The organism is Microlunatus ginsengisoli, from assembly GCF_039537205.1.
Taxonomy (GTDB): domain Bacteria; phylum Actinomycetota; class Actinomycetes; order Propionibacteriales; family Propionibacteriaceae; genus Microlunatus; species Microlunatus ginsengisoli.
In genome coordinates this window covers 51799-66447 of the sequence record NZ_BAABAB010000007.1, presented here as the reverse complement: position 1 = coordinate 66447, position 14649 = coordinate 51799, and the positions used below count along the sequence as shown (strand labels likewise).

At 70.3% G+C, this 14649-nt stretch carries 12 protein-coding genes; 9 read left to right on the top strand and 3 right to left on the bottom strand.

What is annotated here, in order from left to right; genetic code table 11:
- The first annotated feature begins 436 nt into the window (after positions 1-436).
- The 8 genes from trpB to ABD747_RS05375 all read left to right on the top strand — a co-directional run bounded on the left by trpB (position 437) and on the right by ABD747_RS05375 (position 12121).
- Positions 437-1738, top strand: a complete 1302-nt coding sequence (gene trpB / locus ABD747_RS05410; RefSeq protein WP_425562488.1) for a tryptophan synthase subunit beta — start codon at positions 437-439, stop codon at positions 1736-1738.
- Positions 1735-2607, top strand: coding sequence for a tryptophan synthase subunit alpha (gene trpA, locus ABD747_RS05405; RefSeq protein ID WP_344802153.1), 873 nt, complete (start codon positions 1735-1737; stop codon positions 2605-2607). Before trpB ends, trpA begins: the two co-directional genes overlap by 4 nt.
- The gene (locus ABD747_RS05400) at positions 2604-3122 is read left to right on the top strand and encodes a MauE/DoxX family redox-associated membrane protein (protein WP_344802151.1); all 519 of its coding nucleotides are present in this window, start codon (positions 2604-2606) and stop codon (positions 3120-3122) included. The genes trpA and ABD747_RS05400 overlap by 4 nt, the downstream gene beginning before the upstream one ends.
- Positions 3119-3928 (top strand): DsbA family protein, encoded by an 810-nt coding sequence (locus tag ABD747_RS05395; protein WP_344802150.1) that lies wholly within the window; start codon positions 3119-3121, stop codon positions 3926-3928. Before ABD747_RS05400 ends, ABD747_RS05395 begins: the two co-directional genes overlap by 4 nt.
- Positions 3929-3960: 32 nt before the next feature.
- Positions 3961-4992: a prolipoprotein diacylglyceryl transferase gene (gene lgt / locus ABD747_RS05390; RefSeq protein WP_425562485.1), complete on the top strand. Its 1032-nt coding sequence runs from the start codon at positions 3961-3963 to the stop codon at positions 4990-4992.
- A gap of 475 nt (positions 4993-5467) precedes the next feature.
- Positions 5468-10051, top strand: a complete 4584-nt coding sequence (gene gltB / locus ABD747_RS05385; RefSeq protein WP_344802146.1) for a glutamate synthase large subunit — start codon at positions 5468-5470, stop codon at positions 10049-10051.
- Entirely contained in the window at positions 10044-11507 is a 1464-nt protein-coding gene (locus ABD747_RS05380; protein WP_344802144.1) for a glutamate synthase subunit beta, read from the top strand. The genes gltB and ABD747_RS05380 overlap by 8 nt, the downstream gene beginning before the upstream one ends.
- A 167-nt stretch (positions 11508-11674) precedes the next feature.
- Positions 11675-12121 carry a hypothetical protein gene (locus ABD747_RS05375; protein WP_344802142.1) on the top strand — a complete coding sequence of 149 codons (447 nt, stop codon included), beginning with the start codon at positions 11675-11677 and terminating at the stop codon, positions 12119-12121.
- 47 nt (positions 12122-12168) lie between these two features.
- Here the strand turns inward: ABD747_RS05375 and ABD747_RS05370 are convergent, their stop codons facing one another.
- Positions 12169-12375 (bottom strand): hypothetical protein, encoded by a 207-nt coding sequence (locus tag ABD747_RS05370; protein ID WP_344802140.1) that lies wholly within the window; start codon positions 12373-12375, stop codon positions 12169-12171.
- A gap of 36 nt (positions 12376-12411) precedes the next feature.
- Positions 12412-12786 carry a hypothetical protein gene (locus ABD747_RS05365; RefSeq protein WP_344802138.1) on the bottom strand — a complete coding sequence of 125 codons (375 nt, stop codon included), beginning with the start codon at positions 12784-12786 and terminating at the stop codon, positions 12412-12414.
- A gap of 485 nt (positions 12787-13271) precedes the next feature.
- Between ABD747_RS05365 and ABD747_RS05360 the strand changes: the two genes are divergently transcribed.
- Positions 13272-14261, top strand: coding sequence for a lysozyme (locus ABD747_RS05360; protein WP_344802136.1), 990 nt, complete (start codon positions 13272-13274; stop codon positions 14259-14261).
- Here the strand turns inward: ABD747_RS05360 and ABD747_RS05355 are convergent.
- Positions 14215-14640, bottom strand: a complete 426-nt coding sequence (locus ABD747_RS05355) for a DUF779 domain-containing protein (protein ID WP_344802134.1) — start codon at positions 14638-14640, stop codon at positions 14215-14217. The genes ABD747_RS05360 and ABD747_RS05355 overlap by 47 nt on opposite strands.
- Between the last annotated feature and the right edge of the window lie 9 nt (positions 14641-14649).

The window sequence follows — 14649 nt, the reverse complement described above, 5'->3', positions numbered from 1 at the left end:
CCGCGTTGCCCGGTGGAGGAAGTGAGAGTCTCGGGGCGCGGAGCGGGCGCGAAGCGGCCGGGAACACGCCGGTGAGCGTCGGGTAGCGGAGCGCCGGCTTTCACTTCCGACCGAACGAGCAGCCCTCGACTCTGCCGTGGCAGCGGCAGCGAACCCGGGGCTGCGCGTGAGAGAGGAAGTGAGAGTCTCGGGGCGCGGAACGGGCGCGAAGCGGCAGGAAACACGCCGGTGAGCGTCGGGTAGCGGAGCGCCGGCTTTCACTTCCGACCGAACGAGCAGCCCTCGACTCTGCCGTGGCAGCGGCAGCGAACCCGGGGGCTGCGCGTGAGAGAGGAAGCGAGAGTCTCGGGGCGCGGAGCGGGCGCGAAGCGGCAGGAAACACGGACTAGTCTCGACGGCGACCCCGTCATCGACGAACGGAAGCTCTGCTGTGTCCCTGCACGCAACCGAACCCCCGGGCACCACGACCCCGCCGCCGGCCCCAGCGAGCGGCGCCGGGCTGCCCGACGCCCGCGGCCACTTCGAGGAGTTCGGCGGGCGGTTCGTCCCCGAGGCGCTGGTGGCGGCCCTGCTGCAGTTGGAGCAGGCGTTCCGCGACGCGCAGGCCGACCCCAGCTTCTCCGCGGAGTTGTCGACGTTGCTGACCGACTACACCGGCCGGCCCAGCCCGATCACCGAGGTGCCGCGGTTCGCCGAGCATGCGAAGCCCGACGGCGGGCCGGCTCCCCGGATCGTGCTCAAGCGCGAGGACCTGAACCACACCGGCTCGCACAAGATCAACAACGTTCTCGGCCAGGCGCTGCTGACCAAGCGGATGGGCAAGACGCGGGTGATCGCGGAGACGGGCGCGGGCCAGCACGGGGTCGCCACGGCCACCGCCGCCGCGCTGTTCGGGCTGGACTGCACCGTCTACATGGGCAAGGTCGACACCGAGCGGCAGGCCCTGAACGTGGCCCGGATGCGGCTGCTCGGGGCCGAGGTGATCGCCGTCGAGTCCGGCACGCAGACGCTCAAGGACGCCATGAACGACGCGATGCGCGACTGGGTCGCCAGCGTCGACTCGACCCACTACCTGATCGGTACCGTGGCCGGGCCGCACCCGTTCCCGCTGCTGGTTCGCGAGTTCCAGCGGATCATCTCCACCGAGGCGCGCGCGCAGCTGCTGGACCGGTACGGCCGGCTGCCGGATGCCGTCGCGGCCTGCGTCGGCGGCGGCTCGAATGCGCTCGGCATCTTCGCCGACTTCATCCCCGACGCCGAGGTGGCGCTGCACGGGTTCGAGGCCGGCGGCGACGGGCTGGACACCGGCCGGCACGCCGCGACCATCTCCGAGGGCGAGGTCGGCGTGCTGCACGGCATGCGGACGTACGTCCTGATGGACTCCGACGGCCAGACCAAGGAGTCACACTCCATCTCCGCCGGGCTCGACTATCCCGGCGTCGGCCCCGAGCACTCCTGGCTGGCCCGCACCGGCCGGGCCCACTACGCCCCGATCACCGACGCGGAGGCGATGGAGGCGTTCCGGCTGCTGTCGCGGACCGAAGGGATCGTGCCCGCCATCGAGTCGGCCCACGCACTGGCCGGCGCATTGAAGCTCGGCAAGACGCTGACCAGGGACGACGGCGAGCCGCCGCTCATCCTGACCAGCCTGTCGGGCCGCGGCGACAAGGACGTGGACACCGCCATCACCTACTTCGGCCTGGACACCAAGGGCACGAGCTCGGGAGCCCAGAGGTGAGCCCCGAGCCGAGCCGGTACGGCCGCAGCGGCGAGGCGTTCGCCGCGGCCAAGGCGGAGGGGCGCGGCGCCCTCGTCGGCTTCCTGCACGTCGGTTACCCGACCGTCGAGATCTCGCTGCAGGCGCTGCGGGCACTGACCGGCGAGGGCGACTCACCGGGTGTCGACCTGGTCGAGATCGGCTTGCCCTACAGCGACCCGATGATGGACGGCCCGACCATCCAGCGGGCCGGCACCCGGGCGTTGGAGCGCGGGGTCCGGACCCGCGACGTCTTCCGGGCCGCCGAGGCGGTTGCCGGTGCGGGCACCCAGGCCGTCGTGATGACGTACTGGAACCTGATCGAGCACTACGGTCCGGACGCGTTCGCCCGCGACCTGGCCGCGGCCGGCGGCTCTGGCCTGATCACCCCCGATCTGACCCCCGACGAGGCCGAGGTCTGGCTCGAGGTCTCCGACCGGCACGGCCTGGACCGGGTCTTCCTGGTCTCCCCGTCCTCCACCGACGAGCGGCTGGCCAGCACGACGGCGGCCTGCCGGGGCTGGGTCTACGCGACGGCGGTGATGGGCGTGACCGGGGTTCGTAGCCAGGTCTCCAACGCCGCACCGGAGCTCGTCGCGCGGATCCGGGCCGTCGATCCCGACGTCCTGGTCGGCGTCGGAATCGGCATCTCCAACGGGGCCCAGGCGCTCGAGGTGACCCGCTACGCCGACGCGGCGATTGTCGGATCCGCTCTGGTCAAAACCCTGTTGGACGCCGAGGACGCGGGCACTCCCGACGATCTCAGCGCCCTCCGCGCGGCGGTCGCGGATCTGGCTGAGGGCGTCCGCGAGGGAACCAATCTGGCGGCCGCCGGGTTAGCCCAGGCGTGAGCTCCGCCACCGAAACCAGGACGCGTCTCGATCGAGCCGCCCCCTGGATCTCGACCGTGCTGCGCCTCGTTCTCGGCGGGGTGCTGCTGGTCGCGGGCGGGCTGAAGGTGATCGACCCGCAGACCTCGGTCCAGGCCGTCCGGGCCTACCAGCTGCTGCCCGACGGGCTCGCCCGGATCGTCGGCTGGGGACTGCCCTTCGCCGAGATCGCGCTCGGGCTGCTGCTGATCGTGGGGCTGTTCACCCGGGTCGCGGCGATCGCTGCCGGCGTGCTGATGGTGGTGTTCATCGTCGCCGTGACCTCGGCCGCCGCGCGGGGATTGAGCATCGACTGCGGCTGCTTCGGGGGCGGAGGACAGGTGGCCCCGGGCCAAACGGCCTATGCCGCGGAGATCCTGCGCGACGTAGGACTGCTGCTGTCGGCCGTCTGGTTGGCCTGGCGGCCCGAGAGCCGCTACGCCATCGACCATGACGACGGCATCGACGACGGCGAGATCGAGGAGGACGAGCAGTGAGCAGCAAGCCCCCGGGCGGTGGCTCCAAGGGTGACGGCGCCAAGGGTGGGAACCCCAAGGGCGGCAACCCCAAGAGCGGCAACGCCCGGGACCGGGCCCGGCAGCGGGAGGAACAGGCCCGGCGGCGCAAGCGAGACCGGCGCATCCTGATCATCGTGTCGTCGGCCCTGGTGGTGTTGCTGGTCGGCGGCGGCATCGTGTTCCAGGCCTGGCGGACGTCCCGGGCGCCCTCGGTCGGCCCGGCCCCGTCTGCCTCCGGGTCGGTCAGCTTCGCGCCGGTCACCATCACCAACGGGCAGCCGATCGTGCTCGGCAAGGCCGGCGCTCCGGTCACCATCAAGCTCTACGAGGACTTCCACTGCCCGCACTGCGCCGAGTTCGAGGAGGCGTTCGGGTCGACCATCACCGCTGCCCAGAACGCCGGCACGGTGGCGGTCGCGCTCTATCCGATGTCCTTCATCGACCAGGGCTCGGTCACGGCGGCCAACGCGATGGCGTGCGCGGCCGAGGAGGGCTTCGGCCAGGCCTATTACACCGGGCTGTTCGCCAACCACACCCTGCAGTGGACCAACGAGCAACTGATCAGCCTCGCCGACCAGGTCACCGGCGGCAAGACGCCGAGCGGTTTCAGCAGTTGCGTCCAGCAGAACGCGCACCAGAGCTGGGTCGACTCGATCAACACCGCCGCCGGCCAGGCCGGGGTGAACCAGACCCCGACGATGTTCATCGGCGACTCCGAGGTCGACATCTCCACCCTGACCGTGGACAAGCTCAACCAGCTCATCGCCGACGCCGCCAAGAAGTGAAACCCGCCCTGTTCTAGGGCGGTGATGTGAGGATGGGTGCCGTGATCGACTCCCTCGTACCGCTGTTCATCCCCAGTCCGCCGACCGGGGTCTGGTACGTCTTCGGCTTCCCGCTCCGCGCGTACGCCCTCTGCATCATCGCCGGCATCATCGTGGCGATGGTGATCGGCAGCCGGCGCTGGGTGGCTCGTGGCGGCACGGCGGAGAGCCTGGAGATGTGCGTCGTCGTCGGCATCCCGTTCGGCATCGTCGGCGCCCGGCTCTATCACGTGATCACCGACTACGAGCTCTACTTCGGCGCCGACGCCCCGATGACCCCGATCGACGCGCTCAAGATCTGGCACGGCGGGCTCGGCATCTGGGGCGCGGTCGCGTTCGGCATCCTCGGCGGCTACCTGGTCGCCCGGCGGCGCAAGCTCGCCTTCCCGGCCCTGCTCGACTCCATCGCCCCTGGCCTGGCCGTCGCCCAGGCCATCGGCCGGCTCGGGAACTGGTTCAACCAGGAACTCTTCGGCCGGCCGACCACGCTGCCGTGGGGCCTGGAGATCGACGAGCGCTACCGGCCGCTCGGCTACGAGCAGTACGCGACGTTCCACCCGACCTTCCTGTACGAGCTGATCTGGTGCCTGCTGGTCGCGCTGGCGTTGGTGCTGCTGGATCGCCGGTTCCGCCTCGGGCACGGCAAGGTCTTCGCCTTGTACGTCGTCTTCTACACCCTCGGCCGGTTCTGGATCGAGTCGCTGCGGATCGACACCGTCAACGAGATCGGCGGCTTCCGGCTGAACAACTACACCTCGCTGATCGTGTTCGTGATCGCCCTGCTCTGGTTCGGCTGGCTGGTCAAGAACCGGCCCGGCCGGGAAGAGGTGGTCGAGCCTCGACCGCAGCCCGCGGCACCGCTCACCGCCGAGCAGACACCCGAGGATGCGGAGCCGGCGGAGGACCAGGAGCCGGGGGATCGTGGGGAGCTGGCGGAGGATGAGGAGCCCGCGGAGCCCGGCGCCGGTGAGGATTCCGCCGGGCAGCGCTCCCGAGACACCCGCTCCCCGGACACCCGCACCTAGCGCAGCCGCCCGAGCTCGGGCGGCTGCGCTGCGTCCGCCGGCGGAATCGAGACGCGACGTGTTCGCCCGCGTCCACTAGGCTGTGCACTGCGGGACCGGCCACCGATCGGATCCGCGCGAAGTTGCCAGAAGCACCCGAAGGACAGCGATCGCGACCGCTAGGCGGTGGTGTGATCTGTCCCACACTTGCCGTCAGGCGCAATGTTGCGCTGTGAGACGCGCCGAGCGCCGCGCAATTCGCGGTCGCGGCGCCCCTGCACCGCGTTCCCTCGTGCGTTCCTCCACGGACACTCGCCGCTCCAGGTCAGCCCGGGATTCGGAGTGTCATCGGGGTGGATGACGTGCGTTAACCTAAGCCAACCATTCCGTGGGCCAGCGACGTCCCGTGCTTGTGAATGGCGTGACGATGCACGCCGCACGCCGACCGCGGGAGACATCGCCCACCGGACGCTGGCTTCGACGACGGGAGTTCTTCATGACGCTCGCTCCTGGCACCCGCCAGTTCGGATCTGCCGCCCTGCCCGCCGCGCAGGGCCTGTACGACCCCGCCTACGAGCACGACGCCTGCGGCGTCGCGTTCGTCGCCACCCTGACCGGCCAGCCCAGCCACGCCATCGTCGCCCAGGGTCTGGAGGCGCTGCGCAATCTCGACCACCGAGGCGCCACCGGCGCGGACCCGAGGACCGGCGACGGCGCGGGCATCCTGATGCAGGTGCCGGACGCGTTCCTCCGTTCCCAAACCGGATCGGGGCAGACCGGATCGGAGCAGGCCGGCTTCGACCTGCCCCGAGCGGGGGCGTACGCGGTGGGCAACGCCTTCCTGCCGACCGATGAGTCCGCCGCGGCGGCCGCCCGGGAGACGATCGAGCGGATCGCCGACGAGGAGCACCTGCAGGTGCTCGGCTGGCGCACCGTGCCGACCGACGACTCGTCGCTGTCCGACGTCACCCGCGGCAACATGCCGTTCTTCCAGCAGCTGTTCGTGGCCGCCAAGGGCCAGCCGCTGCAGGGGCTGGCGCTGGAGCGCCGGGCGTACTGCCTGCGCCGTCGCGCCCAGCACGAGGCCGGCGTCTATTTCGCGTCGCTGTCATGCCGCACCCTGGTCTACAAGGGCATGCTGACCACCGAGCAGCTCGAGCTGGTGTTCCCCGAGCTGCTCGACGAGCGGATGGCGAGCGCGCTCGCGGTCGTCCACTCCCGCTTCTCGACCAACACGTTCCCGGCCTGGGAGCTGGCCCACCCGTTCCGGATGATCGCCCACAACGGCGAGATCAACACCGCCAAGGGCAACCGGAACTGGATGCGCGCCCGGGAGGCGCTGCTGAAGTCCGACGTCATTCCGGGCGACCTGGAGCGGCTGTTCCCGATCTGCACCCCGGACGCGTCCGATTCGGCCTCCTTCGACGAGGTGGTGGAGCTGCTGCACCTGGCCGGCCGGTCGCTGCCGCACGCCATGCTGATGATGATCCCGGAGGCGTGGGAGAACAACGCCGTGATGGACCAGCGGCGCAAGGAGTTCTACGCCTTCCACTCCTGCCTGATGGAGCCGTGGGACGGACCGGCCGGCGTGGTCTTCACCGACGGCACGCAGATCGGCGCGGTGCTGGACCGCAACGGCCTGCGCCCCGGGCGCTACTGGGTCACCGACGACGGATTGGTGGTGTTGGCCTCCGAGGCCGGCGTGCTGGACATCCCGCAGGAGAAGGTGATCGAGAAGGGCCGGCTGCAGCCCGGCCGGATGTTCCTGGCCGACCTCGGCCAGCACCGGCTGATCTCCAACGACGAGATCAAGGACCAGCTGGCGAGCGCGGCGCCGTACGGCGAATGGCTGCTCGGTGGCCGGCTGCTGCTGTCGGACCTGCCCGAGCGCGAGCACGTCGTGCACAGCCACGCCTCGGTCGCCCGCCGGCAGCAGATCTTCGGCTATACCGAGGAGGAGCTGCGGCTGATCCTGGCCCCGATGGCCGCCAAGGGCGCGGAGCCGATCGGCTCGATGGGCACCGACACCCCGGTCGCGGCGCTCAGCGACAAGCCCCGGCTGCTGTTCGACTACTTCAGCCAGCTGTTCGCCCAGGTCACCAACCCGCCCCTGGACGCCATCCGGGAGGAGCTCGTCACCTCCCTCTACAACACCATCGGCCCGGAGTGGAACCTGCTCGATCCCGGTCCGGCGTCCTGCCGCCGGGTGGTGCTGCCGTTCCCGGTGCTGGACAACGACGAGCTGACCAAGATCGTCAAGATCAACCGGGACGGCGACCTGCCGGGCTATGCCACCCACGTGGCCCGGGGCCTGTACGACGTCCACGGCGGGGCGGAGGCGCTGGCCGGCAAGCTCGACCAGCTGTGCTCCGAGGTCTCCGAGGCGATCGAGAACGGCGCCCGGACGATCGTGCTGTCGGACCGGCACTCGACCGCCGAGCTGGCACCGATCCCGTCGTTGCTGCTGACGTCGGCGATCCACCATCACCTGGTCCGCGAGAAGACCCGGACCCAGGTAGGCCTGGTGGTCGAGGCCGGTGACGTCCGCGAGGTGCACCACGTCGCGCTGCTGATCGGCTTCGGCGCCGCGGGCGTCAACCCCTACCTGGCGATCGAGACCGTCGAGGACCTCGCCCGCTCCGGGGTGTACGTCGACATCGAGCCCGAAAAGGCCATCAAGAACGTCATCAAGTCGCTCGGCAAGGGCGTGCTGAAGGTGATGAGCAAGATGGGCATCTCGACGGTGGCCAGCTACACCGGCGCGCAGATCTTCGAGGCCCTCGGGCTGTCCCGGGAGCTGGTCGACGAGTACTTCACCGGCACCACCAGCAAGCTCGGCGGGATCGGCCTGGCCGAGATCGCCGAGGAGGTCAAGCGGCGGCACCTGGTCGCGTACCCGGCGGACGGCATCCCGCTGGCCCACCGCACGCTGCCGGTCGGCGGTGAGTACCAGTGGCGCCGCGAAGGTGAGCCGCACCTGTTCGACCCGGAGACGGTGTTCCGGCTGCAGCATTCCACCCGGACCGGCCGCTACGACATCTTCAAGCAGTACACCCGGCACATCGACGACCAGTCCGAGAGGCTGATGACGCTGCGCGGGCTGCTGCGGTTCGCCAGCCGGCGCGAGCCGATCCCGATCGAGGAGGTCGAGCCGGTCAGCGAGATCGTCAAGCGGTTCTCCACCGGTGCGATGAGCTACGGGTCGATCAGCCTGGAGGCGCACCAAACGCTGGCGATCGCGATGAACCGGATCGGCGGCAAGTCCAACACCGGCGAGGGCGGCGAGGACGTCGACCGGCTGTACGACCCGGAGCGGCGCAGCGCGATCAAGCAGGTCGCCTCGGGCCGGTTCGGCGTGACGTCGGACTACCTGACCAACGCCAGCGACATCCAGATCAAGATGGCGCAGGGCGCCAAGCCCGGCGAGGGCGGCCAGCTGCCCGGCCAGAAGGTCTACCCGTGGGTCGCCAAGACCCGGCACTCGACGCCGGGCGTGGGACTGATCTCGCCGCCGCCGCACCACGACATCTACTCGATCGAGGATCTGAAGCAGCTGATCCACGACCTGAAGTGCGCCAACCCGAGCGCGCGGGTGCACGTCAAGCTGGTAGCCGAGGTCGGCGTCGGTACGGTCGCAGCCGGCGTCTCCAAGGCCAAGGCCGACGTGGTGCTGATCTCCGGCCACGACGGCGGCACCGGCGCGGCGCCGCTGACCTCGCTCAAGCACGCCGGCGGTCCGTGGGAGCTCGGCCTGGCCGAGACCCAGCAGACCCTGCTGCTGAACGGGCTGCGGGACCGGATCGTGGTCCAGGTCGACGGCCAGCTGAAGACGGGCCGGGACGTGGTGATCGGCGCTCTGCTCGGTGCCGAGGAGTTCGGCTTCGCCACCGCACCGCTGGTCGTGTCCGGTTGCATCATGATGCGGGTCTGCCACCTCGACACCTGCCCGGTCGGCGTCGCCACCCAGAACGCCGAGCTGCGCAAGAAGTTCTCCGGCAAGCCGGAGTTCGTCGTGAACTTCTTCGAGTTCATCGCCGAGGAGGTGCGCGAGCACCTCGCGGCGCTCGGTTTCCGCAGCATCGAGGAGGCGATCGGCCATGCCGAGGTGCTGGACACTGCCGCCGCCGAGGCGCACTGGAAGGCGCACGGGCTCGACCTCCGGCCGATCCTCTACCGGCCGGAGCTGCCCGAGGGCACCCCGATGCACAACGTCACCGGCCAGGACCACGGCATCGAGGTGGCGCTGGACCAGGAGCTGATCGCGCTCTGCAAGCCGGCGCTGGAGACCGGCGACGCGGTCCGTGCGTCGTTGAAGATCCGCAACGTCAACCGGACCGTCGGCACCATCCTCGGCCACGAGGTGACCAAGGCCACCCAGGGCAAGGGCTTCCCGGACGGCACGATCGACATCACGTTCCAAGGCTCTGCCGGGCAGAGCTTCGGCGCGTTCCTGCCGGCCGGGGTGACCCTGCGGCTCGAGGGCGACACCAACGACTACCTCGGCAAGGGCCTGTCCGGCGGCCGGCTGGTGATCCGTCCCGACCGGTCGGCGACCTTCGTCGCGGAGGACAACATCATCGCCGGCAACGTGATCGCGTACGGCGCCACGTCCGGCGAGATCTTCATCCGCGGCAAGGTGGGGGAGCGGTTCTGTGTCCGCAACTCCGGCGTCACCGCGGTCGTCGAGGGCCTCGGCGATCACGGCTGCGAGTACATGACCGGTGGCCTCGTGGTCGTCCTCGGCGGCACCGGGCGCAACGTCGCGGCGGGCATGTCGGGTGGCATCGGCTACTTCCTGGACCTCGACACCAGCCTGTTGAACACGGAGCTGGTCGATGCCCTGGAGCTCTCGCCGGCCGACCAGGACGAGCTGAAGCACCTGGTCACCCGGCACTTCGAGGAGACCGAGTCGGCGGTCGCCGACGGCCTGCTGGCCGATTGGGAGAGCGCCGTCGGCCGGTTCACTAAGGTGCTGCCGCGCGACTACGCCCGGGTGCTGGCCGCCCGCGACCAGGCCGCCCGCGAAGGTCTCGACGAGGCCGCGACGACCACCCGCATGATGGAGGCCGCACATGGCTGATCCCCGAGGTTTCATCACCACGCCGCGGAAGGTCGCCGAGCGGCGGCCGGTGCACGAGCGGATTCACGACTGGAAAGAGGTCTATCCCGGCACGCCCGGGCGGGCCCTGCTGCCGATCATCACCGAGCAGGCCGGTCGGTGCATGGACTGCGGCATCCCGTTCTGCCACACCGGCTGTCCGCTGGGGAACCTGATCCCGGAGTGGAACGACCTGGTCTGGCGCAGCGACTGGAACGAGGCGCTGGAGCGGCTGCACGCCACCAACAACTTCCCCGAGTTCACCGGCCGGCTGTGCCCGGCGCCGTGCGAGACCGCGTGCGTGGTCGGCATCAACCGGGACGCGGTGACGATCAAGAACGTCGAGGTCTCGATCATCGACAAGGCCTGGGACGAGCGCCGGGTCGCCCCGCAGCCGCCCGAGTGGCACACCGGCAAGACGGTCGCCGTGGTCGGCTCCGGACCGGCCGGGCTGGCCGCGGCCCAGCAGCTGACCCGCGCGGGTCACACCGTCGCGGTGTTCGAGCGGGCCGAGGAGCCGGGCGGCCTGCTCCGCTTCGGCATCCCCGAGTTCAAGATGGAGAAGTACGTCCTCGACCGCCGGATCCGGCAGATGAAGGACGAGGGGACGAACTTCCGCTGCGGCGTCACCGTCGGGGTGAACCCGACCTGGGCCCAGCTGAAGGAGCGCTACGACGCGGTCGTGATCGCGGTCGGCTCCACCATCGGGCGCGACCTGCCGGTGCCCGGCCGCGAGCTCGAGGGCATCTACCAGGCGATGGAGTTCCTGCCCCAGGCCAACCGGGTGGCCCGCGGCAAGAAGGTCGAGAACCAGGTGACCGCCAAGGACAAGCACGTCGTGATCATTGGCGGCGGCGACACCGGTGCGGACTGCCTCGGCACCTCGATCCGGCAGGGCGCCAAGTCGGTGACCCAGCTGGAGATCCTGCCGACCCCGCCGGACGACCGGCCGGTCAACCAGCCGTGGCCGACGTACCCGATGATCTACCGGGTGTCCTCCGCACACGAGGAGGCGGGGGAGCGGGTCTACTCGGTCTCCACCTCGGAGTTCTGCGGTGCGGACGGCAAGGTCACCTCGCTCCGGATGAGCGAGGTGAAGTTCGACGCCGGCAAGCTGGTCGCGATCGAGGGGACCGAGCAGGAGATCCCGGCCGACCTGGTGCTGCTGGCGATGGGCTTCACCGGCCCGGAGTCCGACACGGTGGTCGACCAGTTGGGGGTCGAGCGCGATCCGCGCAGCAACATCGCCCGGGACGAGGACTACGCGACCAACGTCGAAGGCGTGTTCGCCTGCGGCGATGCCGGCCGTGGCCAGTCCCTGATCGTCTGGGCGATAGCCGAGGGCCGGGCCTGCGCCGCCGGCGTGGACCAGTACCTCTCGGGCTCCACCAAGCTGCCCCGGCCGATCCCGCCCACCGCCCGCCAGATGATGGTGTAGCCCTCCCGCCTTGTGCCCCCTGGGCTCAGGCCGCCCCGCTGCCGCTTCACACCCCGCGCTGCCGCTTCACACCCCTGACTGTCGCTTCACACCCCTCGCTGCCGCCGCACACCCTCCACTCGGGGTGTGCGGCGTCAGCCGGAGGTGTGAAGCGCTACTGTCAGCCGGTGGACCCGGAAGCGGAGCTCGACGGTTTCATCGCGAAGTTCGCTCCGGCGATGCAGGCGCAGATCCGAGGCTGCCGGAAGGCGATGCGGGAGCGGTTCCCCGGCGCCATCCAGATGGTGTATGACAACTACAACTTCCTGGTCATCGGCTTCGGGCCGACCGAACGTCCGTCCGACGCGCCGTTCTCGCTGGCGGCCGACCGCACGCGGGTGAATCTGTGCTTCCTGCAGCGGGCGACGGAACTCGCCGATCCGGCAGGTCTGCTGCGGGGTGAGGGAAAGGTGGTCCGCTCGGTACGGCTCGCCGGGCCCGACGACTTGGCCCGTCCCGAGCTGCGGGCCCTGATCGACGCCGCCGTCCCGCTCGCGCGCGTTCCGATGGACACCTCGCCCGGCTTCCGGCTGGTCATCAAGTCGGTGTCCGCCACACAGCGCCCGCGCCGCTGAGGCGACCGGCACGCTTCACACCCCCCGCTGCCGCCTCACGCCCCTGGCTAACACAGAGGATGCAGGATCAGGCAGCGGCGAGCCGGAAGGCCTGGCGCAGCCGGGTCCCGAACCGCGCCCGGCCGATACAGGTCCTCCCACAGCCAGCGGGCCACCTGCCAGCCCTGGTCGCGGATCGCCTGCTCGCGGCGCCGCTCGGCGAGCACGACGTCCGCTGCGGTCTCGCCCGGCCGCAACAGCTCGCCGTATTTCACCTTCCCGTCGAACTCCCCGACGGTGCGGTACTCCTCCTAGGCGACGTCGCAGCGCGCGACCTGCCGACCGTGTGCGTCGCGGATGACGTACTGCAACTGCGGTGCCGGCAGCCCCTCCTCCCAGCACCGCACCCGGCTGACCGACTCGCCGGCACTCTCGCTCAGCGGATCGAGGAAGTCGGCCACCCGCTGCGCCTGGCGCGACCCCGGCCAGCCGATCATCCGATCGAGGCACCCGTCGAGCGCGAGCCGGTCCAGGCCGCTCGCGAGGGCGCGATCACCGGCCGCTACGGCCTGCTCGAACGGGACGGTACGGGCCAGGTCCAGCACCGTCCGCGCCACGCTGGTCGCGGCAACGCCGTCGACCACGACCACGTCGGCCGGCGTCAGCGTGGCCCCGTGGACCTGCACGAGCCGGCGCGTCCGGGCGCCGCCTCCGCGACTGCGGGTGATGTGGACCCGCGTGCGCCCGTCGGCCCAGGTCGGCAGTGCCGGCGGTCGTCAGCTCGTACGCACCGGGCCGGACCCTCGCGAGACTTCCGGCCCGCACCAGCCGGGCCAGTTCGGCATGGGTGAAGCCGCGTTCCACCAACTCATGGGTGGTCCAGATCTGATTCATGCCGATCACCCCATCGGCGGATTCGCCATCGTCAGGTTCCGCGAGAGCAATCTGTGGATAACTCTCGCGTCGTCCGGTGGACCGTGTTTCACACCCTGAAGCGGTCGACCAACGGGCGCGGCGGGCCGGGCGGGATCGATGTGAAGTGAAGGTTGAGACCTGATCAGCACTCTGTGGACCGTGTGATGCGATTCACTTAGAGTGCAGCACGAGCCTGCGGGGGCGCCAGTGACATGGCGAGGCCACCAGTCGCCGCCGCCCGACCGAGGAACCCGCCATGACCCCTCGCCCCCAGAGCCGTCGGCTCACCCTGCTGGTGAGCGTCGCGTCGCTGAGCCTGCTGGCCGTCACGGTCCCGACCGCCGACGCGGCTCCAGACCCGACCGCCGACCCGCGGCCCGCGACCCGGATCGGCCTGCCCACCCGCAAGCTCCCGACCACGAAGCTACCGACCGTGCAGCGGCCGGCGGCGAAGCGGCTCGTGCCGAACGCCGAGGCCAGGGCCGTCGGGATCGAGGCCGGCAACGCGCCGATGGGCTGGCGTACGGCCCGGCTCGAGATTGCCGCCAAGGGGGTCCAGTCAGCGCTCACCGCCGACGGCGCCGTGTCGTCAGCGGCCAGCAAGAAGCTCGTGCCGATGAGCGGCGTGCTCGGCATCGACGTCGCCAGCTACCAGAAGAACGTCAACTGGGCGAGCTACACGTCGCAGAAGCGGGTCTTCGCCTACGTCAAGGCCACGGAGGGAAACAGCTACCGCAACCCGTACTTCAGCTCGCAGTACGGCGGCGCTGCCAAGGCCGGACTGATCCGCGGGGCGTACCACTTCGCCAACCCGTCCGGAGCGAGCGGCAAGACCCAGGCCGACTACTTCGTGAAGTACGGCGGCGGCTGGCGAGCCGACGGCAAGACCCTGCCGGGCGTGCTCGACATCGAATACAACCCGTACGGCGGCAACACGTGCTACGGGCTGTCCAAGACCGCGATGGTCAAGTGGATCTCCGACTTCGTCACCCAGTACAAGAAGCGCACCAACCGGGACGCGGTGATCTACACCACCGCCGACTGGTGGAAGCGCTGCACCGGCGACAGCACGAAGTTCGCCAAGACCAACCCGCTGTGGGTGGCCCGCTACGGCACGTCGACGCCGGGCACGCTGCCGGGCAAGTGGCCGTTCTACACGTTCTGGCAGTACAGCTCGAGCCCGATCGACCAGAACAAGTTCAGCGCGGCCTACTCCCGACTGCAGGTGCTCGCTCGGAACCGCTGACCGGAGGGACCTCGCCGAGCTCAGCGTACTCCGCGTCGGTGAACAGCCGGGAGCGGATCAGGAACCGCACCCCCTCCGGCGCCTCCAGCGAGAAGCCGGCCCCGCGGCCGGGTACCGCGTCGATGGTGAGGTGGGTGTGCCGCCAGTAACGGAACTGGCTCTCGCTCATCCAGACCGGAATCGGTTCGGGGGTGCCCGCGTCGAGGTCGCCGAGATGGACGTCGGAGTCCCCGGTCAGGAAGTCGCCGAGCGGGTAGCACATCGGCGACGACCCATCGCAGCAGCCGCCGGACTGGTGGAACATCAGCGGACCGTGGGTGTCCCGGAGGCGGCGGAGCAGCTCCGCCGCCGCCGGGGTCACGGCCACTCGCTCGACCATGATCGAGAA